The organism is Pseudomonas sp. XP1 (assembly GCF_053557675.1).
Map to the genome: position 1 here is coordinate 51,437 of NZ_JBNRIJ010000003.1, position 24,866 is coordinate 76,302.

Here is a 24,866-nt window from a genome sequence, read left to right on the forward strand (position 1 = left end):
TTTCGCCCAGGGCACCTTCGCCTCCAAGGTCGAAGTGGCTGGCGACAAGCTGAACGTCACCCGTGAAATCGACGGCGGCCTGCAGACCGTTGCACTGAACCTGCCGGCCATCGTCACTACCGACCTGCGCCTGAACGAGCCACGCTACGCGTCGCTGCCGAACATCATGAAGGCCAAGAAGAAGCCGCTGGAGACCGTTACTCCAGACGCGCTGGGCGTTTCCCTCGCCTCCACCAACAAGACCCTGAAGGTTGAAGCTCCGGCTGCCCGTAGCGCTGGCATCAAGGTCAAATCGGTGGCCGAACTGGTCGAGAAGCTGAAGAACGAAGCGAAGGTAATCTGATATGACTATCCTGGTTGTCGCTGACCTTTCACAAGGTCTGGAAAACGGTGCCGTAGCCCCGGCCACCCTGAACACTGTTGCCGCTGCCGCCAAGATCGGTGGTGATGTGCACGTGCTGGTCGCTGGCCAGAACGTGGGCGGCGTTGCCGAGTCCGCTGCCAGGATCGCTGGCGTGGCCAAAGTGCTGGTTGCCGATAACGCTGCCTACGCCCACGTGCTGCCGGAAAACGTCGCGCCGCTGATCGTTGCTCTTGTTGAGCAAGGCGGGGCCAAGGGCTACAGCCACGTGCTGGCCCCGGCCACTACCAACGGCAAGAACATCCTGCCGCGCGTTGCCGCGCTGCTGGACGTGGACCAGATTTCCGAGATCATCTCGGTCGAGTCCGCCGACACCTTCAAGCGCCCGATCTATGCCGGTAACGCCATTGCCACCGTACAATCGAGCGCTGCCATCAAGGTCATCACCGTGCGTACCACCGGCTTCGACGCCGTGGCTGCCGAAGGTGGTTCGGCTGCCATCGAAGCGGTCGGCGCTGTGCATAACGCTGGCATCTCGGCCTTCGTGGGCGAAGAGCTGGCCAAGTCCGACCGCCCAGAGCTGACCGCTGCCAGGATCGTCGTTTCCGGCGGCCGTGGCATGGGCAATGGTGACAACTTCAAGCACCTGTACAGCCTGGCCGACAAGCTCGGCGCTGCCGTCGGTGCTTCGCGCGCTGCAGTCGACGCCGGCTTCGTGCCGAACGACATGCAGGTCGGCCAGACCGGCAAGATCGTCGCGCCACAGCTGTACATCGCCGTCGGTATCTCCGGCGCGATCCAGCACCTGGCTGGCATGAAGGACTCCAAGGTGATCGTGGCGATCAACAAGGATGAAGAAGCACCGATCTTCCAGGTAGCCGACTACGGCCTGGTCGCTGACCTGTTCGAAGCGGTTCCGGAGCTTGAACAACTGGCCTGATCCACCAATGCAAGAAGCCCGGCCTTCAAATCGAGGGTCGGGCTTTTTTGTGGCTGCACCATTCAGCGAACCCCAGGGAACCCCTGGAAGCTCGGCAGAATGCTCATGCAACCCGGTATCTGCCGACAAGCCCTGGCCCCGGCAGATTCCGGTGCAGCCGAGGCCAGCAACGTCAGGCCGATGATCAACATCACCGACAGCGGCACGCAATAGGCCAGCAAGCGCTGTATCTTCATGGCAAACCTCTTGATCCGGCGCCCTGCCAGGCTGGCAGGCAGGGCGCAATCACTCAGCGTTCATCCACCGTGACGATCCTGCGCAGCTCGGCCATGCTCGCCGGTACCTGGTCTTCGTCGGTGAAAAATTGCTGGTACCACTCGCGCAGCTGGTACACCGGGCCGTCGTTTTCAGCCAGTACCGGCTTGTCGATGCGCACCTTGTGCTTCCAGATGTCCACATCCTGGTAGAATGACTCGCGGTTGCTCCTGACGTAGGCTTTGGCGATTTCGCCGTTCTGCTCATCGGTAAGGCCCGGCACGCGCTTGACCATGCAACCAAAACGCAGCACGAAGCTGTCCGGGGTCACCGGCACGTGGCTGTTGAGCAGGATCGCATGCACCCGCACCTCGCCGAACATCGAGCTGAGCTCGGTGAAGTGGGTGGCCGGGCCGTAGTACGCCGACGGCGCAATCAGGTCGCCGCCCAGGCGCTCCGAGTCGCCATGGAAGATCTGCCGGCCGATATGCCCTTCGAACTCGTTGGCGAAATACTTGGTCGGGGTGCCATGCACAGGCCCGAAATGCTGGGCGTCAACCAGGTTGTCGACCAGCTCGCGCGGGTTGGTCTCGATCAACATGGTGTCGATGTTCCAGTCATGGATCCACTCAGGGTCGTCCATCTCCGGCAGGCGCGGAATGACCACGCCCTCCTTCGGCGGGCGCCCTTCCGGGTTGTTCCAGATGAACAGCAGGTTGTTTGCCTCACAGGTCAGCCAGCTGCGGGTCTTGGCCTTGGGCGGGATGCGTTTGCAGTAAGGGATTTCCACGCACTTGCCGCTGGTGTCGTACTTCCAGTGGTGGAACGGGCAGACCACGGTGTCGTTCTCGATGGTGCCCTGGGACAGGTCGGCGCCCATGTGCGGGCAGAACGCATCGAGAATGCTGATGGCACCGGTACTGCTGGCAAAGGCCACCAGGCGCGTGCCGAACACGTTCAGAGTGTGCAGCTTGCCATCACGGTAGTCGTCGGCGACCCCCAGGCAATGCCAGCCGCGGGCGTAGCGGTGGGTGCGCTGGGCGCTGTCGATGGAGAGTTCGGCGAGTTTGGTCATGTTCTTGTTATTCCTGTAGGGGGTACGCCAATCACCGGCAATACCCCTGCGGTGCGGAGGGGATTACCTGGCAGCTATCTTTGAGCAGCCGTGCCGGGCCCTCATCCTTCATTCGGACTAGGTCGGCACTCATTGGCCAAAGCGTCGTGCCGCCTCCGGGCCAAAGTCGCGCGGGCTGAAGCCTGGACGGTTGAGCAGGTAGCCGGTGCGCTGCTGGTTGATCAGGTTGAACGCCAGGTAGCTGCCGGCGTTGAGGTCGTGGTACAGGCCGACGCCGGCCTGGGGCCGTTGCGACTCGTAGGCATAGAAGTAGTTGACCATCGAGGTCCGCCACAGCTCGCCACGGCTGTCGTAGTTGTCGGCCAGCATCGGGAACCAGGTGTCTTCGTCGATGTACAGCTTGCGCTTGCCATACAAGTGGCGGTAACCCGGTTTCAGCGTGCCTTCCAGTTCCCATACCCGGTGGCGCTCGTAGCGCATGGCCTGCGGGTTGATGTGCCCAGGCATCAGCAGATCGGCGTACTTGAGGTCCGGCGCATGCAAGCGGTATGCGTTGTAGGGGATGAACATTTCCCGTTTGCCGACGATCTTCCAGTCGTACCGCTGGCCCGAGCCGTTGAACAGGCGTACCTCATCGACGGTGATCGAGCCGCCACTGCCCGGGAACGACATGTCGAAGCCATAGCCAGGCGACTGCCGCACCCGCCGCGTGCCTGGGTCGTAACGCCAAGCCTGGCGCGGCTCGGCCTTGTCGTTCCAGAACTCGGTGCCAGTGTTGATCTCGCCCTTGTCGCGTTGCGGCAACAGGGTTTCGTTCAGGTAGAACGACGAGTTGCCCACCGTGTCGCCGACCTTCCCCGGCTCCAGTGCCGGCGCCAGGTTGCGCGAATGCACGCGGCCCCAGTTGATGTTGCCATCCCTGAGCACGTAGGCGTTGTCGGAGATGTATTCCTCGGTCCAGGCCCGCAAGGTGAAGGTCGAAGCGTTCTTCAACAGTTCCAGGCCGCTGCGCGGTACCGGGAATGGCGTGCCGCCGGTCTTGCCGACCACGCCTTCACCGTCGTCCACCAGCCTGGCCACCTTGGCGTTCTCGCGGGTCGCCTGGCACACCGCGTCGTCGAAGCGGAAATCCCGATGGCTGGGGTAGACCGGCATCCTGAAGGTGGCCGGGTACAACTTGAACAGCGCCTTCTGCCCGTCAGACAGGGCATCGGCGTATTGCCCCAGGTTGTCTGCAGTGATCACGAACAAAGGCTTCTCGTCCGGGTACGGGTCGACCGGATGCTGGCCGGTACCCTTGAACGCAACGTGCGGCGGCACGCCCAGCCACTTGCCGGAGAATGGCGGGATGCTGCCGTCGGCATTGCCGCTGGGGTCGGCGCCGACGCAGGTCAGGTCCTTGCCCAGGCGCTCGACATCCGCAGGCTCGGCCAGCGCCACACCCGGCGCTGCAACCATCAGCAGCAAGCTCAGGGCCAGGCCGTGGCGCGCCAGTGTAGTCTCGGTCATTGTTGTTCTCCTTGGTTACCGATAGCGGTGGCCAAGTATCGGCAGGCCCTCGCAGCAGCAGCATCGTCCGCACGGACTAACGCAGCGGCCGGATGCGATGGGTTCAGGCCAGCAGCGCCGGCACCAGGAATACCGCGCCGCTCATGGCCGCGCCTCCAGGCTCAGCGCCACGTCAGGTTGTGCCCCCTGGAACACGCCACGTTCGCCGGCTACCAGCAGGTGGCGACCGCTCAGGCCCACGGCCGATGTCAGGGTACCCAGGCCACTGAGCTGGTCGATGCCGAGCAGGTCACCCTTGGCATCCAGGTGAATCAGCCGGCTACCGCCGCCCACGAGCACCAGCCCGGCCTGCCCTGGCAAGCGGGCGTGACCGTAGATCGGCTGGCTGCTGCCGACCTCTACCCGCTCCCAGCTGTCGCCAAAGTCGCGGCTGCGGAAGACATGGCCACGCATGCCATAGGCCAGCCAGGAGTTGGCCGAGAGGCGCACCACCCCGAACAGCGAGCCATTGTAGAAGGCAGCCAACTGCTGCCAGTGCTGGCCGCCATCGCTGGAGCGCAGCACCAGGCCCTGCTCGCCGACCAGCATCTGGCGGCCGTCGGCGTCGCCATCAAGGCCGTTGAAGTGGGCACCGTCGCCAGGCATCTCACGCGCGGCCCAGTGCTCACCGGCATCGTCGGAGACCAGGAACTTGCCATAGCTGCCGTAGGCCACCACCCGCTTGCCGTCTGCGCTCCACACGCCCAGCAATGGCTCCCCCAGGTCGGCATCGTAGTGTTTTTCCTGCCAGGTCTGGCCCGCATCGCCCGAGCGCAGGATCCAGCCATCGTGGCCCACTGCAACCAGGACCTGATCGCTCAGGGCGGCCACGCCGGTCAGGGTTACCGCGCGCCCGGCGCCGGGCTGGCTGGCGCGCCAGCTGCGACCGCTGTCGCGGCTGGCCAGCAGCGTGCCGCGCTCACCGACGGCAATCAGCCGGTCCCCGCTGCTGATCAGCGCATTGACCTGGACCCGGTCGGCCAGCACCTCGGTGACGGCCAGCGGCGCGGGTTGACGGGGAGCGAACGCAAAGACCACGGCGGCGATGACGATGGCGCTCATGACATAACCGGTCAGCTGGCGCGAGGCAGGCTTCATTAGGATGACCCTCTTGGAATTGTGCCTGGATCATCCGGCTGGGGGGGGCTGGGGACATCGTCCAAATGGGGTAGCGGGGAGTGGGATCAGCGCCGCCCCCGCGGCACTCGATCTCACAGGCGCTGGAAAACTCAAGGCAAGAAAATCCCAGGTACCAAAAATCCCAGGCACGCTTCAAGGCAACTCGAACAACCCCGCCGCCCCCATTCCACCCCCGATGCACATCGCCACCACCACATAGCGCACCCCTCGCCGGCGCCCTTCCAGCAACACATGCCCCACCATCCGCGCACCCGACATGCCAAACGGATGCCCGATGGCAATCGCCCCGCCGTTCACATTCAACCGCTCCGGCGGAATCTCCAGCGCATCCCGGCAATGCAGCACCTGGCAGGCAAACGCCTCGTTGATCTCCCACAGGCCGATATCCGCCACGCCCAGGCCAAAGCGCTTGAGCAGCCTCGGCACGGCCAGCACTGGCCCGATGCCCATTTCCTGCGGCGCGCACCCTGCCAGGGCGATGCCACGATAGATGCCCAAGGGCGTCAGACCACGCCTGCGCGCCTCGGCGCGGCTCATCAGCAGGCTGGCCGACGCACCATCGGAAAACTGCGAGGCATTGCCCGCCGTGACGAATTCGCCGTGGCTCACCCACCTGCCCTCCTTCCATACCGGCTTGAGCGCGGCCAGGTCCTCCAGGCGGGTGCCCGGGCGGTTGCACTCGTCACGCTCGACGCGCACCCGCTGATGCCCGGCGGGCTGGCCGTCCTGGTCGAACAGCAGCTTGTCGACCTCCAGCGGCACCAGTTCATCGTCAAACAACCCGTCACGCTGGGCAGCCGCTGTACGCAGCTGGCTCTGCAGTGAATACTCGTCCTGCGCCACGCGGCTGATGCCATAACGGCGCGAAACGATCTCGGCGGTTTCCAGCATCGGGATATAGGCGTCCGGCATCACTGCCTGCACCGCCTGGGACTGCGCCCGGTAGCTGTTCTTGTGCTTGGTCTGGGTCAGCGACAGCGACTCCACGCCCCCACCGACGGCAATGTTCAGTTCGCCAGTGACGATGCCCTTGGCGGCCATGCCGATGCTGATCAGGCCAGAGGCGCACATGCGGTCCACCGCCATGCCCGGCACACTGTGTGGCAGCCCGGCGGTATAGGCACACAGCCGGCCAATGTTGTAGGCCTGGGTGCCCTGCTGCACGGCGGCGCCCATGATCACATCGTCGATCGCCGCGGGCTCGACCCCGCTGCGCTCGACCACGGCACGCACCACGTGCCCGCCCAGCACAGGGGCCTCGGTGTCGTTGAACGACCCACGGAACGACTTGGCCAACGCGGTACGGGCGGTGGCAACGATGACGGCTTCATTCTGGTCCATGACGGCTCACTCGGTAACGGGGTTGAAGGTGTAACGGCTGATGGTGTCGATCACGCAACCAGGGCGGCTTTCGCCCTCGATCTCGACGCTGACCCGCACCACCAGCTGCACGTTGTCGGCCAGCTGCTCGGCGCGCAGGATCTGGCCACGGCCCCGCACTCGCGCACCGACGCGCACCGGCGCCGGGAAGCGCACCCGGTCGCTACCGTAGTTCACCCCCATGGCCAGGTTGTCGATGGTGAGCAGCTGCGGCAGGAACAGGTTGACCAGCGACAAAGTCAGGTAACCGTGGGCAATGCAGGCACCGAATGGACCTTGCGCGGCCCGTTCCGGGTCGACATGAATCCACTGGTGGTCACCCGTGGCTTCGGCAAACAGGTCGATGCGCGGCTGGTCGATGGTCAGCCATTCAGTGTGACCCAGGTCGATGCCCTCGGCGGCGAGCAAGGCCTGGGCGCTGTCGAATACATGGCTCATGGTGCGCTCCTCAGGCTTGCTGCGAACTGACCGACAACACTTCACCGACCATGTACGACGCGTAGTCGCTGGCCAGGAACATCATCACGTTGGCGACCTCCCAGACCTCGGCGGCACGGCCAAAGGCCTCGCGGCTGGCAAGGCTGGCCAGCAACGCTTCGCTGGAGGCCTTCTTGAGGAAGTCGTGCAAGGCAATCGACGGCGACACCGCGTTGATACGCACGCCATGCTCGGCCGCCTCCAGCGCGCTGCAGCGGGTCAGTGCCATTACCCCGGCTTTGGCCGCGGCATAGTGGGCCTGCTCCTTCTGTGCCCGCCAGCCCAGCACCGAGGCGTTGTTGACAATTGCTCCGGCGCCGCGTCGCTGCATGTGCGGCAGCATCGCCCGGGTCATGCGGAAGGTGCCGGTCAGGGTCACATCCAGCACCCGAGACCACTCCTGGTCGGTCATCTCGACCACGGCCTTCTGGCCGCCGAGCCCGGCGTTGTTGATCAGCACATCGACGCCGCCCAGCAAGCTCTCGGCGCGGTCGACCAAGGCCTGCACATCGGCCTCCACGGTGACATCGCACAGCTGGCCGTAAATGGCGTGCAGGCCGGTTTCCACCTTCAGGCGCTCCACCGCCTCTTCCAGGCGTCGTGGGTGCACATCGGAAATCATCAAGGCTCGGCAGCCTTCCTCGGCGCTGCGCCGGGCTGCCGAATAACCGATGCCCGCACCGGCGGCAGCAGTGATCAGCACCGACTTGCCAGCCAGCAGCTGGTGGCCGGGTACATAAGGGGGAACGTGTATCATTGGGGGTTTTCCTCGGTTCGATGGTCTGCAGGCGCTGAATCAGCTGCCCCAGACCCGTTGTGCAGCGGGTGCCTCGGCCAGGATCTGCGCCACGGCCGGGCCGATTTCCTCGACCTGCCAGCGCCCGCCCTTGTCCTGGGTGGTGCCGGTGCGCCAGCCATCGGCCAGCGAGATCCGCCCACCCTGGCTTTCGAACACCTGCCCGGTCACCTGGGCGGACTCGACACTGCCCAGCCACACCACCAGCGGCGCGACGTTCTCCGGCGCCCAGGCATCGAAACTGCCGTCCTCCGGCGCCTTGACCACATCGGGCATCGCGCTTTCGGTCATCGCCGTACGTGCGGCTGGTGCCAGGGCATTGGCCGTGACCCCGTAGCGCGCCAGCTCCGCCGCCTGCACCAGCGTCAGCGCGGCGATGCCGCCTTTGGCCGCGGCATAGTTGGACTGGCCGATCGAGCCCTGCAGCCCGGCCCCGGAGCTGGTGTTGATGATCCGCCCGGCCACCGGCGTGCCGGCCTTGGCCAGGTCGCGCCAACGGCGCCCGAGCAGGTTGGCCAGGCAGTAATGCCCCTTGAGATGCACGCGCATCACTACATCCCAGTCGTCCTCCTCCAGGCTGATGAACATGCGGTCGCGCAGTACCCCGGCGTTGTTGACCAGTACGTGTACCTCGCCGAACGCCGCAAGCGCCGCGTCGATGATGCGCTGGGCGCTGGCCAGGCTGGTGATGTCGTCGCTGTTGCCAATGGCCTGGCCACCGCTGGCACAAATCTCGTCGGCCACCGCCTGGGCAGCGTCGGCACGGATGTCGTTGACCACTACCTGCGCGCCCTGCGCGGCAAATGCCAGTGCATAGGCGCGGCCCAGTCCGCCGCCGGCACCGGTGATGATCACGGTGCGGCCTTCACATATCGCCATGTCAGAATCCTTTTGCTTGGAATGAAGAGCGCGGCTCAAAGGCGCTCGATGATCGTCACGTTGGCCTGGCCGCCGCCCTCGCACATGGTCTGCAAGCCATAGCGGCCACCGGTGCATTCCAGTTCGTTGAGCAACGTCGTGGTCAGCCGGGCGCCGGTCGCGCCAAGCGGGTGGCCGAGGGCGATGGCACCGCCATTGATGTTGGTGCGTGCCGGGTCGTAGTCGAGTTCCTTGGCCCAGGCCATCACCACCGAGGCGAACGCTTCGTTGATTTCCACCCGGTCGATATCGGCCATGCGAAGGCCGGTACGTTGCAAGGCCCGGCGGGTGGCGGCGATCGGCGCGGTGAGGTGCCAGATCGGGTCGTCGCCAAGCACCGTCAGGTGGTGGATGCGCGCCCGTGGGGTCAAGTCATAGCGCTTGAGCGCGGCCTCGGAAACCACCAGTAGCGCCGCCGAGGCGTCGCAGGTCTGGCTCGACACCGCTGCCGTGATGGACGGAAACCGCGGATCGACCGGCTGCAGCTCGGCCATTTTCGCCAGGCTGCTCTGGCGCGGCGTTTCATCTACGCTCAGCCCCCGATAGCCAACGATCTCGCGAGCGAAGCGCCCACTGGCAGCGGCCGCCAACGCCCGACGGTGGCTTTCCAGGGCGAACACCTCCATCTGCTCGCGGCTGATCTGCCAATGGTCGGCGATACGCTGGGCAGCATAGAACTGGTTGACCGGTTGCGTGCCGAAACGTGCACGCCAGCCCTCGCTGCCACTGAAAGGGTCGGCGAAGCCCAGCGGCTGCCCGGCGAGCATCGCCGACGAGATCGGAATGCGGGTCATGGTCTGCACGCCGCCGACGGCGACGACATCCTGGGTGCCGCTCATTACCGCCTGGGCGGCAAAGTGCAGTGCCTGCTGAGACGAACCGCACTGGCGGTCGACCGTGGTGCCCGGCACCGACAGCGGCAGGCCGGCGGCCAGCCAGCTGGTGCGGGCGATGTCGCCGGCCTGGGCACCGATGGTGTCGACACAGCCGAAGATCACGTCGTCGTAATCCTCGGCCGGGATGGCGTTGCGCGCCACAAGGGCCTTGAGCACATGCGCGCCCAGGTCGATGGCGTGCACCTCGGCCAGCGCGCCCTTGCGCTTGCCGGTAGGGCTGCGCAGTGCATCGACGATATATGCCTCTGCCATGTGCTACTCCTCGAAGGTATGCCCCGGCCCGAGCCGGGTGTTGTCGGCGAACAGGTAGGCGCCGACACGGGACTTGTGGAAACCGCGTTCGCCCCAGGACGCATCCAGCGCCCAGGCCCGCTTCATGAACATCTGCAGGTCGACTTCCCAGGTGTACCCCATTGCCCCATGTACCTGGATGCCCTGACGCGCCGCCAGCCAGCTAGCCTCGCAACACGCCAGGCGGGCCTGCGAGACCCACACCGAGGCGCTCGCCTCGCCTTGGGCCAGGCCATGGGCGGCGCGGTACAGCACCGGCTTGGCCTGCTCGATCTGGCGCGCCACGTCGGCCAGGTGGTGCTTGACCGCCTGGAAGCTGCCGATCGGCCGGCCGAACTGCTTGCGCTGGGCCACGTAGTCCACCGACAGGTCGAGCATGCGCTGGGCCAGGCCGAGCAACTGCCCCGCCACCGACAGCGCGCCGCGGTCGAGCATCTGCGCCTGCAGGCGCCGGCCTTGCTCGCCGGCGGCCAGCAGGGTTTGCGGCGTCGGGTTCCAGCTGACCTGGCCGAGGCGCCGCGAGGCATCGATACTCGCGTTGGCCTGCACATCCACCGCCGCACGCGGCACCAGGTGCAGGTCGTCGCCCGCCGGCAGGATCAGCACCTCGGCCAGCTGGGCATCGCTGACCAGCGGGTTGATGCCGTGGCTGATCGCCAGGCGCACGCTGCCCTCGGCAATGCGCGGCAGCAGCTCGGCCCGCGCCGGGTGGCCGGGGTCGAGGCTGGCCAGCAGGCCGGTGGCCACATAGGCAGTGTCAGCCAACGAGTCGGGGATGCCGTAGTAGCCCAGCTCCTGGGTCATCAGGGCCCAGGCCACGTCGTCCATGCCCAGCCCGCCCTCGGCTTCGGGCACCGACAATGCGGTCAGGCCCTGGGCGGCGATGCGGTTGCGCAGGTCCGGCGAGCGGCCGGCGTCGGTTTCCCAGATTTCGCGGAGCATCTCCGGGGCGGCCTCGGTCATCAGGAAACGGCTGATGGCCTCGCGGAACGACAGCTGGTCATCGGTAAAGGTGAAGTCCATGGCCTGGTCCTTACTTGGGCAGGCCGAGCATGCGCTCGGCGATGATGTTGCGCTGGATCTCGTTGGTACCGGCGTAGATCGGCCCGGCCTGGGCAAACAGGAAGCCTTCCAGCCAGCCAGCGGCGTCGCCCGCCGCCGGTGCACCGGCCAGCAGCTCGCCACGGGCACCCAGCAGGCGCATGGCGGTTTCGTGCATCTTCAGGTCAAGCTCCGACCAGATGATTTTGTTGATGCTCGACTCGGCACCGATATGCTCGCCGCGGGCCAGCCGCCCGACCGTGTGGTAGGCCGACAAGGCATAGGCTTCGGCGCCCATCCAGCAGTCGATCACCGCATCGCCCAGCGCCGGGTCGCGCCCGGCGCTTTCAGGGTGGGCGTTGAACAGCTCCACCAGCTTGCGCGCGGTGTACTGGAAGCGCGCCGGCGAGCGCAGCAACAGCCCGCGCTCGAAACCGGCGGTGGCCATCGCCACATGCCAGCCCTGGCCCTCGGCACCGATGCGGTTGGCCACCGGCACGCGTACCTCATCGAAGAACACTTCGGCGAAGGCATCCTTGCCGTTGAGCGCCTTGATCGGGCGAATGCTGACCCCGGGCGCGTCGAGCGGCACCATCAGGAACGACAGGCCATGATGGCGGCTGGAGCCGGGTTCGCTGCGGAACAGGCCAAACAGCCAGTCGGCGAAGATCGCCCGGGTCGACCAGGTTTTCTGGCCATTGAGCACGTAGTGGTCACCGTCGAGCAGCGCCTTGCTGGTGATCGCCGCCATGTCGGAGCCGGCGTTGGGTTCCGACCAGCCCTGCGCCCACATGTCGACGCTGGCCGCCATGCGCGGCAGGAAGCGGCGCTTCTGTTCGGCTGTACCGAACTCCATCAGGGTCGGGCCGAGCAACAATTGGCCGTTCTGGTTGACCCGCATCGGCGCCCCGGCGCCGTAGTACTCTTCCTCGAAGATCAGCCATTCGATCAGGTCGCAGCCGCGCCCACCGAGCTCGGCGGGCCACATCACCATCGACCAGCGGCTCTCGAACAGCTTGGCTTCCCAGGCGCGGTGCTGCTCGAAGCCTTCCCGGGTGTCGTAGCTGGCCAGCGGCTCGCGGGGCAGGTTGTGGGCAAGCCATGCCCGCACTTCGGCGCGAAAGGCCTGCTGCTTGGGGGTATAGGTCAGTTGCATGGCGTTCCCTCAGAACTTGGCGTCGCGTTTTTCGACAAACGCCCGGCGGGTTTCCGCCGAGTCGGGGCTGGAGTAGGCCTGCAGGGTGAAGCCCTGTTCCCAGCGGTACTTGTCTTCCAGGTTGCCGTCCTCGATGCCGTTCAAGGCCTCCTTGGCGATGCGGATCATCCCCGGGCTCTTGGCGGCGATGCGTGCGGCAATCTCCAGCGCCGTTTCCCGCAGTTGCGCCCGGGGCACCACGCGCTCGATGAAGCCGTAGGCCTGGGCCTGGGTGGCGTCGATGCTGTCCCCGGTGAAGAACAGGTAACGCACCTTCTGCACCGGGAACAGTCGCTGCAGGTGGGCGCCGCCGCCCATGGCGCCACGGTCCACTTCCGGCAGGGCAAAGCGCGTGCAGTCGGCGGCCACGACGATGTCGGCGGCACCGGTGATGCCGATACCGCCGCCCAGCACGAAGCCGTGCACGGCGACGATCACCGGCACCGGGTTGCGGTGCACGGCCTTGAAGGTCTCGTAGTTGCCGGCGTTGACCTCGACGATGCGCTCGGGGTGGGCGTCCAGTTCCTTGATGTCGACGCCGGCACAGAAGCCGCGGCCCTCGGCGCGGATAACGATGACGCGCACCTCCGGGACGGCGCCCAGTGCCGTGATTTGCGCGGCCAGGGCGCGCCATTGCTGGCTGTCGAGGGCGTTGACCGGTGGTTTGTCGATGACCAGCTCGGCAATGCCCTGGTCGATCTGGGTGGTGAAGGCCGGGTTCATGAGCGTTCTCCGCTGTGGGCAAGTCTGTCGTTGGGGGTTGCCGAAGGTTCGGCCGGGCAGCGGGCGAGCAAGGTTTCCAGGCACTGGTTGGCCTCGGCGACGATGCCGTCGATGACCTCGCGGCAGCTCAGCAGCTCGCTGATCACCGCCGCCACCTGGCCGCTGGGCAGGATGCCGGCGTCCGGTTCGCCATCGACCATCGAGCGCTGCAGCAGCACCGGCTGGTTGGCGGCCATGACCACCTGCGACAGCGCCGCCGGGTCTTCGCGCAGGGCCCGGACGAACACCGTGCCCATGTGCGCCAGGCTCATGCCGGTCTGTTGCTTCCATTGCCAGGCACTCGCCAGGGCGATGCGCAGGCGACCGAACGGCCCGGCCTGCTCGAGGCGATTGATGAAGCGGTTCTCGATCATGCGGTGGCGCATGCCGTCCACCGCCGTGGTCACCCGCACCTGCTGCGGGTCGTCGACCTTGAGGTAGCGCGCCAGGGTGCTGGCCGGGGTCGGCGATTCGCGAGTCATGAGGAACCGCGTGCCCATGGCGATGCCACTGGCACCGGCGGCAAGTGCGGCGGCCAGGCCACGCCCGGTGGAATGCCCGCCCGCGGCGATCACCGGCACGCTTACCGCTGCCAGCACCTGCGGCAACAGGATCGAGCCCGGTACGCCACCGGTATGGCCACCACCCTCGCCCGCCTGCAAGGTGATCAGGTCGGCGCCGAGCTGCTGGGCCTTAAGCGCATGCTTGAGAGCGCCGACGGTGGGAATGCACAGCACCCCGGCCGCCTTGAAGCGGGCGATGGTCTGCGCATCCGGCCCGCGCCCGTAGCTGACGGCGCGCAGGCGATAACGGATGGCCAGGTCGACGCACTGCGCGGCGTTGTCCTGGAACATGTGGAAGTTGAGGCCGAAGTTGCTGCTGCCGGTGGCGTCGATCACCTTGCGGATCTCGCTCTCCAGCGCCTCGGCGGCAATCGTCGCGCCGGCCAGGAAGCCGAAGCCGCCGGCCTGGGTGGTGGCGATCACCAGGTTGGCATCGGAGACCCAGCCCATGGCCGTCTGCACCACCGGGTAACGGCAGCCCAGCGCCTCGGTCAGCGCGGTGTTCATCCAGCGGCTCACCGTTCGCCCCCTTCGGCGCGCAGCGCCTGCTTGTTGGCCTGGGCCATCCCTTTGGCATCAAAACCGCCGAGCTTGTCACCCGAAAGTAGCTCGTTGTGGGCATGGGCGAAATGGTGCCAGGCGAACGCAGCATCCATGGCCGTGCGCTTGCCTTGCAGGTCTTCAACGTGGTTGATCGCCTGCTTGGTCAGGGCCAGGCCCATGCGCGGCTGACGGGCGATGCTCGCCGCCAGGGCGTAGGTCACCTCCTGCAACTGGTCGCGCGGCACCACACGGTTGACCATGCCCATCTGGTAGGCACGGTCGGCGCTCATGCGCTCGCCACAGAACAGGAATTCCTTGGCGATGCGTGGGTTCAGCTCGTAGGGGTGGGCGAAGTACTCCACCCCCGGGATGCCCATGCGCACCACCGGGTCCTGGAAGAACGCATCGTCGCTGGCGACGATCAGGTCACACACCCATGCCAGCATCAGCCCACCGGCCACGCAGGCGCCATGGACCATGGCGATGGTCGGCTTGGGCAGCTCGCGCCAGCGTCGGCACATGCCCAGGTAGACTTCCTGCTCTCGGGCATACAGTTGCTCGCCACCGGGCTTGTTGGTGTGGTCCCACCACAGGTGCGCACGTTCGAACGGCTTGTTGATGTCGCGGCCGGGGGTGCCGATGTCGTGGCCTGCGGAAAAGTGCCGGCCCTCACCGCACAGCACGATGACCTTGACGCTGTCGTCGTCTACTGCCTGGCGCAAGGCCGCGTCCAGGGCGTAGGTCATCTGCGAGTTCTGCGCGTTGTTGAACGTCGGGCGATTGAGGGTGAGCGTGGCGATCCCGTCCGCCACGGCATACAGCACCGGGTCCTGGGTCTCGTACACGGCCACGTCCTCGCGGCTGACGAATTGGCTGTCGCTGCTGTGCATGTGCGAGTCCTCAGGCGGCGCGGATGCCAGGCGGGTTGCCTTTGATCGCGCTGGCACGCAGGCCATGGGGGTCGAGACGGCGGATCAGCGCCAGTTGCTCGGCATTCGGGTGCACGGTCTCGCGCAACTGCGCCGAGCGCAGCAACGGGAAGCCGGTCTTGTCCTGCACCTCATCGAAGCTCACGCCCGGGTGCAGGGTGCGCACCTGCACGGCGCGGCCTGGGCCGTCGAAGTCCAGGGTGCACAGGTCGGTGATGACATGGCGGATGTCCATCAGGTCGCGGCGTGCGCCCTCAGGCCAGCGCTCTGCCTTGAAACCAACGCCAGAGACCATGTCCACTTCGCCACTGACGAACACCCGGGTGCTGTGGTTGGGCACGAAGAACGAGTTCAGGTGGTTGATGCTGTTGCCCGGCAAGCCACGCACGCCGAGCATCGCGGTGCGCGGCTTGTGGTAGTCGCCGACGCAGGACAGGTTGGTCTGGCCCCAACGGTCGACCTGGGTCGGCCCGATCATGGCGTGGCGGCGGCCGCCCCAGACGCATTCGAATACCCGCTCGAACGACAGGTAGCCGCTGTAGCGTGGCGCCTGCTCGCCACGCGGGCCCAGTGGGATAGGCTCCTCGACCAGGAACGCCTCGCTGTCGGTCATCAGCAGCTCAGGGCTGTGGGTGAGCTTGGCCAGGCTGGCGCCCAAGCGCGGAATCACGCCCAGGCCCGAGGCAATGATCTCGCCATTGCCGCGCCAGGCTTCGGCGGCGGCGACGATCAGCAGTTCGGCAAGGGTGAATTCTTGGGTGGCTGTCATACAGGGAATCCTCAGAACACGGGAAGGGGCAAGGCGCCCATGCGCGCGGCGCCGCCGTTGTACGCCTGGTAGGCCTGTTCGCCGCCGGCCACGCAGGCCTCGACATAGCGTTGCCAGCCGCCCTCTTCCTGGGCGCTGGCGACATAGCCCTTGAGGTGCTCCAGGTCCCAGCCGTAGTCCGACGGGCAAGAGGTCGGGTGGGCACCGAGCGGAGCATGCACCACGCCGGTCACCAGGTAACGCTCGAAGGTGTTGCCGCGGGCCTGCTCGGCGTCGAGTTGCAGGCGCTCTTCCAGGCGCTCGCAAGAGACGAAACACTGCTTGGAGGCGCGGGCGAACAGGTGGTCGAAGTACGGATCAGGGCCGGTGACCAGGCAATTGCCCAGGCGGTCGGCGACGTTCACATGCAGAAACGCCACGTCCAGCTCCAGCGCCGGCATGGCCAGCAGCACCTCACCGTCGTCATAGGGCGAGCGCACGGTCTTCAGCGACGGGTTGAGCCGCGTCACATCGGTGCCCAGGCCACAACGGGTGGGCAGGAACGGCAGGCGCATGCCCGCCGCGCGCAGGCCCCACTGGAACATGCCCTCGTCCAGTTCCATCAGCTCCAGCTCGCCCGCCTCACGGGCCTTGCGGTAGTAGGGTTCAAGCGGGATAGCATCGAGGGTGACAAAGCCGAACACCAGCTTGCGCACCTTGCCGGCCGCACACAGCATGCCGACCTCCGGGCCGCCGTAGGCGACCACGGTCAGGTCCTTGACCGGCGAGCGGAGGATTTCCCGGACGATGGCCATCGGCTTGCGCCGCGGGCCCCAGCCACCAAAACCGATGGTCATGCCGTCGCGCAACTGGGCGACGGCATCGGCACTGGTCATTTGCTTGTTCATGCTCAACTGCTCCTTACTGGCGGCCGACCGAGAAGTCGTGGCCCCAGATACTCACGCGGGTGAACTCGAAGGCCGAGTGCTCGGCCCAGTCGACCTGCAGCCCGCCATAGCCGTACTCCAGGTCGAAGCCGGACGGTGTCTTCATGTAGAAACTGGTCATGCGGTCGTTCAGGTGCTGGCCGAGCGTTGCCGACAGCTGCCCGCCGTGGGCCTGCAGGCGGTCATGGGCGCGGCCGACCTCGGTCATCGAGTCCACCTCGACCATCACGTGGACGCAGCCGGACGGCACCGGGTACTCGGCCAGTGCCAGGCTGTGGTGGCGGGCATTGGCGCAGTGCAGGAAGTGGATACGCACCGGCGGCGCCGACGGGTCGGGGCGGAAGTTGAAGATGTCCGACAGGCCGAAGCCGAGCACGTCCTTGGCAAAAGCCAGGGTTGCATCGAAGTCCGGCGCCGGCAGCACGGTGTGGCCAAGGCCCATGTCACCGGTGACGAAACGCGGTACCCCTTGTGGCGAGATGAACGGCTGGCAGTCTGAGCGGTGGCCCCAGCTCAGCTCGTGCTGGTTGCCGGACGGGTCGCTGATGGTGACCAGCGCCTGCACGCCGCGCTGCTCGACTGCAGCACGGCTGCCGACCTGCCAGGACACGCCGCAGCGTTCCAGGTGCTGCAGGGCCTGGTCGAAGGCCAGCTCGCCGGGCAGTTCCCAACCACTGGCCAGGTAGCGCGGCGAATCGCCCTCGACCACCAGCATGCGGTAGGGCCGCTCGTCCATCTTCACGTACAGGCCGCCGCCGGGGGCTGCCTGCACCTGCATGCCGAGCACCTCTTCGGCATAGCGTTGCCACTGGCCAAGGTTTTCGATCTGCGCGACGAAGTAGCTCAAACCACGTATGTCGATCATGCCCATGTTCCTCCAGGCTCGATGGGTTGCCTGGCGAACATTGTGCAAAGCGCCCACGCCTTGCTCATCGTCCGTTGAGACTAAGCGCAATGCGTGGCGCAGCGGGCCCGCAGTGGGCTGAGCCTAGTCCGTTTCAATGATTCGCAGTGCGTGGCCCAGCCCTAGATTCGCGGTGTTGTCTCCCTGAACCCCGGGGCTGCGCTGCAGCCCCACCAGCCTAGAGATGCCCCCTATGGAGTTCGCTTTCACCGAGGAACAGTTGCTGATTCGCGACAGCGCCGAACGTTTCCTCGCCCAGGCCAGCGATTCACACGCGGTACGCGCGGGCATGAGCCGTGCTGCCGATTACGACCCCGAACTGTGGCGGCAGATTGGCCAGGAACTGTACTGGCCAGCGCTGCTGGTGCCCGAGGCCTACGGTGGCATGGGCCTGGGCTTCGTCGAACTGGCCGTGCTGCTGGAGCAATGCGGGCGCTTTCTGCTCGGCTCGCCACTGTTCACCACGACTTGCCTGGCCACCCCGGCCCTGCTGCTGGCCGACAACCCCGCGTTGCAAGCCCGCTGGCTGCCGGCCATCGCCAGCGGCCAGTTGCACGCCACCCTGGCCTGCCCACTGGAGGCCGCGCAGCTGCAGGCTGAAGTGCGCCCCGATGGCGACGGCTACCGCCTCGATGGCTGCCACACCCAGGTCGTCGATGGCGCCCAGGCCGACTTGCTGCTGATCGCCGCCCGCCGCCCGGGCAGTGCGGGTGAACACGGAATCAGCGTGTTCGCCGTACCGGCCGACACGCCTGGCATGGTACGTACAACGTTACATACCCTCGACCAGACCCGCCGGCTGGCACGCATCGAGTTGCAACAGGTTCCTGTCAGCGAGGCCCAGCGAGTAAGCACCATCGACCAGGCCTGGCCCTTGCTGCAGGCCACTCAGCGTATCGCCGCCATTGGCCTGGCCGCCGAACAGCTCGGCGGTGCCCAGCAGGCGCTGGACCTGACCCTGGCCTACACCGCGGAACGTCACCAGTTCGGCCGCTCGGTGGCCAGCTTCCAGGCCATCAAGCACCGCTGCGCCGACATGATGCTGCACATCGAGTGCACCCGTTCGGCGGTGTGGTACGCCGCCTGCGTAGCCCGGGAATATCTGGCCGAAGATGGTGACCCGATGGTGCGCGGCGAACTGCTCGCCGCCGCAGCCACCGCCAAGGCCCATGCCAGCGAGACGTTCTTCCACTGTGCGGCCGAGTCCATCCAGTTGCACGGCGGGGTCGGTTTCACCTGGGAATACGACCCGCACCTGTACTTCAAACGCGCCAGGGCCAGCGAACAGCTGCTGGGCAACCCGGCCTGGCACCGTGAATGCCTGGCCACCGAACTGCTGGGAGCATGCGCATGAAGATCGGTTTCAGCAAATCAGACGAAGCATTCCGCCAGGAGGTCGCCGGCTGGTTGGCGGCGCACCTGCAGGGTGAATTTGCGCAACTGCGCTTTCGTGGTGGCCCTGGCGACGAACACAGCTTCCCTGCCGAGCGCAAAGCCTGGGAGCGGGAACTGGCGAGCGGTGGCTGGGTCGGGGTGGGCTGGCGAGCGGAAGACGGTGGGCGTGGCCTGAGCATCAGCCAGCAGGTGATCTTCCACGAGGAATATGCCCGCGCCGGCGGCCCCGGGCGCATGGGCCATATTGGCGAAGGGCTGGTCGGCCCTACCCTCGCCGCGTTCGGCACGCCCGAGCAACGCCAGCGCCTGCTGCCGGGCATTCTTCAGGGCCAAGCGTTCTGGTGCCAGGGCTATTCCGAGCCTGGCGCGGGCTCGGACCTGGCCAACGTCCAGACCCGCGCCCGCCTCGACGCCAGCGGCGAGCGCTGGCTGATCAGCGGGCAGAAGATCTGGACCTCGCTGGCCCATGAGGCCGACTGGTGCTTCGTGCTGGCTCGGACCGAGCCGGGCAGCGTCGGCCACCAGGGCCTGTCGTTCCTGTTGGTGCCCATGGATCAGGCGAACATCCGCGTGCAGCCGATCCAGCAGCTGACCGGCACCAGCGAGTTCAACGAGGTGTTCTTCGACCAGGCCGAAACTGCGGCAAACAACCTGGTCGGGCAGCCCGGTGAAGGCTGGAAGATCGCCATGGCCCTGCTGGGCTTCGAACGTGGCGTGTCGACCCTGGGCCAGCAGATGCAGTTCCATAACGAACTCGAGGAGGTGTTGCGCATCGCCCGCGCCAATGGCGCCGCCCGCGACCCGCTGCTGCGCCAGCGCCTGGCACGAGCCTGGTCGGGGCTCAAGGTGCTGCGTTACAACTCGCTGCGCATGCTCTCCGGGCCGCAGGACGGCAGCCTGGCGCGTGAAGCGATGATCTACAAGCTGGCCTGGTCGAACTGGCATGTCGAACTGGGCAAGCTGGCCATGGATGTGCTGGGGGATGCGGCCGAAGTGCTGGACAGCGCGCCTTACGGGTTGAGCCGGTTGCAATCGCTGTTCCTGTTTACCCGGGCTGACACGATCTATGGCGGCAGCAACGAGATCCAGCGCAATGTGATTGCCGAACGGGCACTGGGCATGCCGCGCGAGGTGAAGGGGCGCTGAAACCCTGGGGCCGCCTCGCGGCCCATCGCCGGCAAGCCAACTCCCACAGACACCGCACAGTATTCAAGACCTGTGGCGTTCCTGTGGCAGCCGGCTTGCCGGCGATGGGCTGCACAGCAGCCCCTTTGCAGTTAGCGAACGCGAATCTTCGGGTCCCCTGCCCCCCGCCGCATGGCCTGCAGAAAACCCTCCAGCGGCGCCGGCTCGGCAATCTGCGGGAGGGCATCCTTGTCGGGCCGCTGGGCCCAGAACGCATCCCACGACGGGAACAGCTCGTGGAAACTCCCGGCATATGGCTCGCGCCCCGGCCAGCGCATCTTCAAGCCACCTATCGGCGGCTTGTTCAGGTCAGTGGCGTACCAATAGCACGGCAACCGCCGGCGGAAGCACCAGCGCCCATCGATGCGCTCGTAATCGTCCCAGTACAGCATCTGCATGATCACCCACTCCGGCCCGGTCTCATGCTCGTTCTTCGAATAAACAACGCCCGTGGCGTGGTCGGCATCGCTGAATTCGATGATGTGCTGGCCCAGGTGGTGCGAGGTGCCGTGGAACTGCTTGCGCATGGTTTCGTCTAGCCAGGCCTTGAGGTGCGCACGGCCGAACTTGTCGCGGCCGACCCTCACGTCCTCGGCAAAACAATTGGCCATGGCGTCCATGTCGCGCATGTCCAAAGCCAGCGCGTACTTGCCTGCCAGTTGGCGGATCGCGTCCAGCGACTCCAGGCGGTCGATGCGCTGCAGCAGCGCGGTGCTTTCAAGGGCCGTCATTCCAGCACCGTGTACAGGTCCGAGCCGCGCCCGCCGTCCACCGCCAGGCTCGCCCCGGTCACGTACGAGGCCTCATCGCTGGCCAGGAACAGGATGGCATTGGCCAGTTCCTGCGGCAGGCCGACCCGGCGCATCGGGATGACCTTTTCGGTATTGGCCCGCGCCCTGGCGTCGCCAAGCATGCCCGCGGTCGCCGGGGTGTCCACCACCCCGGGGATAATCACGTTGCAGCGGATATTGTCCACCGCGCCTTCACTGGCCGCGGCCCGGCTGAAGTTGATCACCGCCGCCTTGGCGGCAGAGTAACCGGCCATCCAGGCGGTGCCGAAGAGGCCGCAGATCGAGGCGATGTTGACGATCGAGCCGCCCTTGCCCTTCATCAGCTGCATCGCTGTGCGCGTGCCCCAGAAGGTGCCATCCACGGTGGTGGCGAAGTTAGCATGCCAGTCGGCGGTGCTCATGCCGGCGATGCCGCCCCAGGTGTAAGCCATGGCGTTGTTGACCAGGATGTCGAGGCCACCGTGGCGCTGCGCGGTGGCTTGCAGTGCGGCAACATAGGCCTTTTCGTCACTGACGTCGGCCACCGCCACCTCGGCGCAGCCGCCGCGGGCGAGGATCTGCTCGCGCACCCCTTCCAGCGGCTCGCGGCGGCGCCCACACAGCACCACCAGGGCGCCTTCTTCGGCAAATCGCAGTGCGGTCGCCTCGCCTATGCCGGAGCCGGCCCCGGTGACAAAGGCGATCTTGCCTTGCAGACGTTTGCTCATCAGTCGCTCTCCTGTCAGATAAAGGCCATGCCGCCGTTGACGACAATGTTCTGCCCGGTGATGAAGCTGGCATCATCACTGGCCAGGAACACCGCCACCCGGGCGATCTCGTCGGTTTCGCACATGCGCCCCAGCGGCACGTTCTTCAGCAGCGCCTGCATGTGATCATCAGGAATGCCAGCCATCATCGGCGTGTTGGTCGGGCCCGGTACCAGGGTATTGACGCGGATGCCCTGCGCCGCCAGTTCACGGGCGATCGAGCGGGTCAGGCCCATCACTGCGGCCTTCGAGGCGCAGTAGTGGCTCGGCCCTTCGCCGGTCAGCGCGGCGGTGCTCGACAGGTTGATCAGCACCCCCTGGCGCTTGCCCTTGAGCATGAGCCGGGCGCCTTCACGGCAGCACAGGAAGGTGCCGCCCAGGTTGACCCCGATCACCCGTGCCCAGCTGTCGTCCGGCGTGTCGAGGAAGGCATCGAGGGCGCCGACGCCAGCGTTGTTGACGACGATGTCCAGCCCACCGAAATGCGCTTCGACCTGGCCCATGGCATCGGCCACCGACGCGGCATCGGCGACGTTGCAGCCCAGCGCCAGGACCTGTTCGCCCAGGTCGGCAAGGCTGGCGGCAAGCGCAGCCTGGTTGAGGTCGACCGCCACCACCTTGGCCCCTTCGGTGACGAAGCGGCGCACGATGGCCTGGCCCATGCCCTGCCCGGCACCGGTGACGAAGGCCACCTTGTTCTGCAGTTTCATAGCGTTCTCCTTGGTTGACGCTTTTTGGTTTTCACCATCATTGGGCGCCAGCCGGTGCCGAACATCGTCCGATAGGACTAGCGCCATGCGCACCTCTTGGTCCGGATGGACGATGCCGGCACGCCCCGGGCGGGACAGGATCGACCCTCCCCCATCCGCGAACTGGAGAACCGGCATGAACCAACCCGTCGACCTGCCCTTGCCCACCGGCCATTACGCCACCCTGCCCAACGGCCTGCGCCTGCATTACCTGGACGAAGGCCAAGGCCCGGTGGTGCTGTGGCTGCACGGTAGCGGCCCGGGTGCCAGCGGTTTCAGCAACTTCAAGGGCAACTACCCGCAACTGGTAACGGCCGGCTATCGCAACATCCTGCTCGACCTTCCAGGCTTCGGCCGCTCGGACAAACCTGAAGATGTGCTTTACGAGCTGGATTTCTTTGTCGATTGCGTGGCCGCCTTGCTCGACCAGCTCGGCATCAGCAGCTGCACTCTGCTCGGTAACTCCCTGGGCGGCGCCATCGCCCTGGGCCTGGCCCTGCGCAGGCCACAGCTGGTGGAACGCCTGATCCTGCTGGCACCCGGTGGCGTCGAAGAGCGCGAAACCTACTTCCAGATGCCGGGCATCCAGCGCATGGTCGGGCTGTTCAATGCCGGCCCGATTGGCCTCGAGGAAATGCGCAGCATGATGCGCCTGCAGCTGTTCGATGACTCGATCCTGCCGGAAGAGCTGCTGCTGGAGCGGGTGGCTGTGGCGGTGACCCAGCCGAAGAACCTGTTCAGCACAATGTTGGTGCCGAACATGCGTGCGCGCCTGGGGGAGATCGAGTGCCCGATCCTCGGGTTCTGGGGCAGCAACGACAACTTCAACCCGGTCAGTGGCGCCCGGTACATCATCGATGGCGCACGCCAGGCACGGTTCATCGTGCTCAACCGTTGCGGGCACTGGGTACAGGTGGAACACCGCGAGCTATTCAACCGCAGCTGCCTGGAGTTCCTGCAGCACGGCTGACAAGGACAGGATTACGTTGTACGTGTGGGAGCCGCGCTTGCCGGCTCCCACAGAGGTCGCACAAGATTTCGCTCGTACTCAGCCAGCAGCGCGCTGGCTGTTGAGCTGGGCATCCCCCGGCTGCCCCAGTACACAGGAGGTCCCGCCGGGGGTATACATCATCGCCACGCAGCGGTTGCACGCCGTGCAGATCGAGTTGCGGCTCGCGCCACTGGCCAGCTTGTTCACGTAATCCGGCTCGGCAATCAACACCCGCCCCATGGCCACCAGGTCGAAGCCCTCGGCCATCACCTGTTCGATGCTGGCCAGGCTCTTGGCCCCGCCCAGGTAGGCCAGCGGCATTTTCACCGCCGCCCGCACCTTGCGCGCGTGTTCGAGCAGGTACAGCTCGCGAAACTCCACCACCGGGTCCATGCGCCGTTGCAGCGCCATCGCCAGGGCAATCACCGGGTTCTTCTGCTGCACGCGGTTTTCCTTGGGAAACGACGAGCCGAACATGGTGGTGATCGACTCGGCGTTCATCCCGGCGCTCAGTACCAGCAGGTGGGCGCCCTCCTGCTCCAGCATGCGGGCGATCTGTGCACCGTCCTCGGCACTGTTACCGGCGCGCACGCCCTCGGTGATGCTGTACTTGCACACCACCGCCAGGTCCTGGCCCACGGCATCCAGCACCGCCCGCAGCACCCGGCGCGGAAAGCGCAGGCGGTTTTCCAGGCTGCCGCCGTACTGGTCGCGGCGCTTGTTGTACAGCGGCGAGATGAACTGGCTGAGCAGGTAGCCGTGGCCCATGTGGATTTCCACAGCGTCGAAACCGGCTTCGCGGGCTAGCCGTGCACCTTGGGCAAAGTCGCGCACTACCTGCTGCATGTCAGCTTCGTTCATCGCCTGCTTGAGGAACATGCCGCTCATCATGCCGATCTTGTTGAACCCGCCACTGGCCGACAGCGGCCTGGGCGTGGAGCGCTCGCGGATGAAGGTGAAACAGCCGCCATGGGTAATCTGCGCGCTGGCCTTGCCGCCTTCGCGATGCACCGCATCGGTCAGGGCCTTGAAGTGCGGCAGGCTGTCACGTTCCAGGATCAGCTGGTTGGGCAGCGTGCGGCCGTCGCGGCTGACCGCGCAGTAGGCCACGGTAGTCAACGCAACGCCGCCACTGGCCAGGCCCGCGTGCAGCTTGGCCAGTTGCCGGGACGGCACGCCCTGGGCGCTCATGCCCTCGTTGGTGGCGGCCTTGATGAAGCGGTTTTTCAGGGTAAGCGGGCCAATGTTGACCGGGCTGAACGGCGATCGATCGGGGTTCTGGTGCATGTCAGGCCTCGTT

At 66.3% G+C, this 24,866-nt stretch carries 26 protein-coding genes; 5 read left to right on the forward strand and 21 right to left on the reverse strand.

The genetic code is table 11. The annotated features are described in order from the left end of the window. On the forward strand, positions 1-343 hold a 343-nt coding region (locus tag ACK1U9_RS04110; RefSeq protein WP_449109718.1), incomplete at its 5' end, for an electron transfer flavoprotein subunit beta/FixA family protein. Position 344: 1 nt separating this feature from the next. After that, positions 345-1,301 (forward strand): electron transfer flavoprotein subunit alpha/FixB family protein, encoded by a 957-nt coding sequence (locus ACK1U9_RS04115; protein ID WP_153670890.1) that lies wholly within the window; start codon positions 345-347, stop codon positions 1,299-1,301. A 62-nt stretch (positions 1,302-1,363) separates the two neighbouring features. On the opposite strand, the gene ACK1U9_RS04120 is transcribed toward ACK1U9_RS04115, so the two are convergent. The 17 genes from ACK1U9_RS04120 to ACK1U9_RS04200 all read right to left on the reverse strand — a co-directional run bounded on the left by ACK1U9_RS04120 (position 1,364) and on the right by ACK1U9_RS04200 (position 17,670). Continuing rightward, entirely contained in the window at positions 1,364-1,537 is a 174-nt protein-coding gene (locus tag ACK1U9_RS04120) for a hypothetical protein (protein ID WP_153670889.1), read from the reverse strand. A 53-nt stretch (positions 1,538-1,590) separates the two neighbouring features. Next, positions 1,591-2,631, reverse strand: coding sequence for a Rieske 2Fe-2S domain-containing protein (locus ACK1U9_RS04125; protein ID WP_108481040.1), 1,041 nt, complete (start codon positions 2,629-2,631; stop codon positions 1,591-1,593). A 129-nt stretch (positions 2,632-2,760) separates the two neighbouring features. Next, positions 2,761-4,089, reverse strand: a complete 1,329-nt coding sequence (locus tag ACK1U9_RS04130) for a DUF1329 domain-containing protein (RefSeq protein WP_375136303.1) — start codon at positions 4,087-4,089, stop codon at positions 2,761-2,763. A 192-nt stretch (positions 4,090-4,281) separates the two neighbouring features. After that, a complete protein-coding gene (locus ACK1U9_RS04135) occupies positions 4,282-5,277 on the reverse strand; it encodes a WD40/YVTN/BNR-like repeat-containing protein (RefSeq protein ID WP_108481042.1) in 996 nt (331 codons plus the stop codon). A 174-nt stretch (positions 5,278-5,451) separates the two neighbouring features. Next, positions 5,452-6,660 (reverse strand): acetyl-CoA C-acyltransferase, encoded by a 1,209-nt coding sequence (locus ACK1U9_RS04140; RefSeq protein ID WP_153670888.1) that lies wholly within the window; start codon positions 6,658-6,660, stop codon positions 5,452-5,454. A gap of 6 nt (positions 6,661-6,666) precedes the next feature. After that, positions 6,667-7,137: a MaoC family dehydratase gene (locus ACK1U9_RS04145; RefSeq protein WP_108481174.1), complete on the reverse strand. Its 471-nt coding sequence runs from the start codon at positions 7,135-7,137 to the stop codon at positions 6,667-6,669. Between the two features lie 10 nt (positions 7,138-7,147). After that, a complete protein-coding gene (locus ACK1U9_RS04150) occupies positions 7,148-7,933 on the reverse strand; it encodes an SDR family oxidoreductase (protein WP_108481175.1) in 786 nt (261 codons plus the stop codon). A gap of 39 nt (positions 7,934-7,972) precedes the next feature. Continuing rightward, positions 7,973-8,851: an SDR family oxidoreductase gene (locus tag ACK1U9_RS04155; RefSeq protein WP_108481176.1), complete on the reverse strand. Its 879-nt coding sequence runs from the start codon at positions 8,849-8,851 to the stop codon at positions 7,973-7,975. Positions 8,852-8,886: 35 nt separating this feature from the next. Then, a complete protein-coding gene (locus tag ACK1U9_RS04160) occupies positions 8,887-10,038 on the reverse strand; it encodes an acetyl-CoA C-acetyltransferase (protein ID WP_108481177.1) in 1,152 nt (383 codons plus the stop codon). A 3-nt stretch (positions 10,039-10,041) separates the two neighbouring features. Beyond that, the gene (locus ACK1U9_RS04165; protein WP_153670887.1) at positions 10,042-11,100 is read right to left on the reverse strand and encodes an acyl-CoA dehydrogenase family protein; all 1,059 of its coding nucleotides are present in this window, start codon (positions 11,098-11,100) and stop codon (positions 10,042-10,044) included. A gap of 10 nt (positions 11,101-11,110) precedes the next feature. Then, positions 11,111-12,274: an acyl-CoA dehydrogenase family protein gene (locus tag ACK1U9_RS04170; RefSeq protein WP_449109719.1), complete on the reverse strand. Its 1,164-nt coding sequence runs from the start codon at positions 12,272-12,274 to the stop codon at positions 11,111-11,113. Between the two features lie 9 nt (positions 12,275-12,283). Beyond that, entirely contained in the window at positions 12,284-13,036 is a 753-nt protein-coding gene (locus ACK1U9_RS04175) for an enoyl-CoA hydratase family protein (RefSeq protein WP_108481180.1), read from the reverse strand. Further along, positions 13,033-14,157, reverse strand: a complete 1,125-nt coding sequence (locus ACK1U9_RS04180) for an NAD(P)H-dependent flavin oxidoreductase (RefSeq protein ID WP_258229938.1) — start codon at positions 14,155-14,157, stop codon at positions 13,033-13,035. Before ACK1U9_RS04180 ends, ACK1U9_RS04175 begins: the two co-directional genes overlap by 4 nt. Next, positions 14,154-15,071 carry an enoyl-CoA hydratase gene (locus tag ACK1U9_RS04185; RefSeq protein ID WP_108481182.1) on the reverse strand — a complete coding sequence of 306 codons (918 nt, stop codon included), beginning with the start codon at positions 15,069-15,071 and terminating at the stop codon, positions 14,154-14,156. Before ACK1U9_RS04185 ends, ACK1U9_RS04180 begins: the two co-directional genes overlap by 4 nt. Positions 15,072-15,081: 10 nt before the next feature. Next, positions 15,082-15,879, reverse strand: a complete 798-nt coding sequence (locus ACK1U9_RS04190) for a CoA-transferase subunit beta (protein WP_108481183.1) — start codon at positions 15,877-15,879, stop codon at positions 15,082-15,084. An 11-nt stretch (positions 15,880-15,890) separates the two neighbouring features. Further along, on the reverse strand, positions 15,891-16,766 hold the full coding sequence (locus ACK1U9_RS04195) for a CoA transferase subunit A (protein ID WP_108481184.1): 876 nt from the start codon (positions 16,764-16,766) through the stop codon (positions 15,891-15,893). A gap of 13 nt (positions 16,767-16,779) precedes the next feature. Further along, positions 16,780-17,670, reverse strand: coding sequence for a VOC family protein (locus tag ACK1U9_RS04200; protein WP_108481205.1), 891 nt, complete (start codon positions 17,668-17,670; stop codon positions 16,780-16,782). 232 nt (positions 17,671-17,902) lie between these two features. On the opposite strand from ACK1U9_RS04200, the gene ACK1U9_RS04205 reads away from it, so the two are divergent. Both ACK1U9_RS04205 and ACK1U9_RS04210 read left to right on the forward strand, forming a co-directional pair. Continuing rightward, positions 17,903-19,063 carry an acyl-CoA dehydrogenase family protein gene (locus ACK1U9_RS04205; RefSeq protein WP_449109720.1) on the forward strand — a complete coding sequence of 387 codons (1,161 nt, stop codon included), beginning with the start codon at positions 17,903-17,905 and terminating at the stop codon, positions 19,061-19,063. Further along, the gene (locus tag ACK1U9_RS04210) at positions 19,060-20,250 is read left to right on the forward strand and encodes an acyl-CoA dehydrogenase family protein (RefSeq protein ID WP_108481206.1); all 1,191 of its coding nucleotides are present in this window, start codon (positions 19,060-19,062) and stop codon (positions 20,248-20,250) included. The genes ACK1U9_RS04205 and ACK1U9_RS04210 overlap by 4 nt, the downstream gene beginning before the upstream one ends. A gap of 131 nt (positions 20,251-20,381) precedes the next feature. Here the strand turns inward: ACK1U9_RS04210 and ACK1U9_RS04215 are convergent, their stop codons facing one another. From ACK1U9_RS04215 to ACK1U9_RS04225, 3 genes are read right to left on the reverse strand one after another with little or no spacing between them, the layout of a single operon-like run. Continuing rightward, entirely contained in the window at positions 20,382-21,020 is a 639-nt protein-coding gene (locus ACK1U9_RS04215; RefSeq protein ID WP_108481186.1) for a nuclear transport factor 2 family protein, read from the reverse strand. Then, positions 21,017-21,787: an SDR family NAD(P)-dependent oxidoreductase gene (locus ACK1U9_RS04220; RefSeq protein ID WP_108481187.1), complete on the reverse strand. Its 771-nt coding sequence runs from the start codon at positions 21,785-21,787 to the stop codon at positions 21,017-21,019. Before ACK1U9_RS04220 ends, ACK1U9_RS04215 begins: the two co-directional genes overlap by 4 nt. Positions 21,788-21,801: 14 nt before the next feature. Further along, entirely contained in the window at positions 21,802-22,536 is a 735-nt protein-coding gene (locus ACK1U9_RS04225) for an SDR family NAD(P)-dependent oxidoreductase (protein ID WP_449109721.1), read from the reverse strand. Between the two features lie 175 nt (positions 22,537-22,711). On the opposite strand from ACK1U9_RS04225, the gene ACK1U9_RS04230 reads away from it, so the two are divergent. Next, entirely contained in the window at positions 22,712-23,545 is an 834-nt protein-coding gene (locus ACK1U9_RS04230) for an alpha/beta fold hydrolase (protein ID WP_108481189.1), read from the forward strand. Between the two features lie 78 nt (positions 23,546-23,623). Here ACK1U9_RS04230 and ACK1U9_RS04235 read toward each other — a convergent pair whose 3' ends face one another. Beyond that, the gene (locus ACK1U9_RS04235; RefSeq protein ID WP_108481190.1) at positions 23,624-24,853 is read right to left on the reverse strand and encodes an NADH:flavin oxidoreductase; all 1,230 of its coding nucleotides are present in this window, start codon (positions 24,851-24,853) and stop codon (positions 23,624-23,626) included. Positions 24,854-24,866 lie beyond the last annotated feature (13 nt).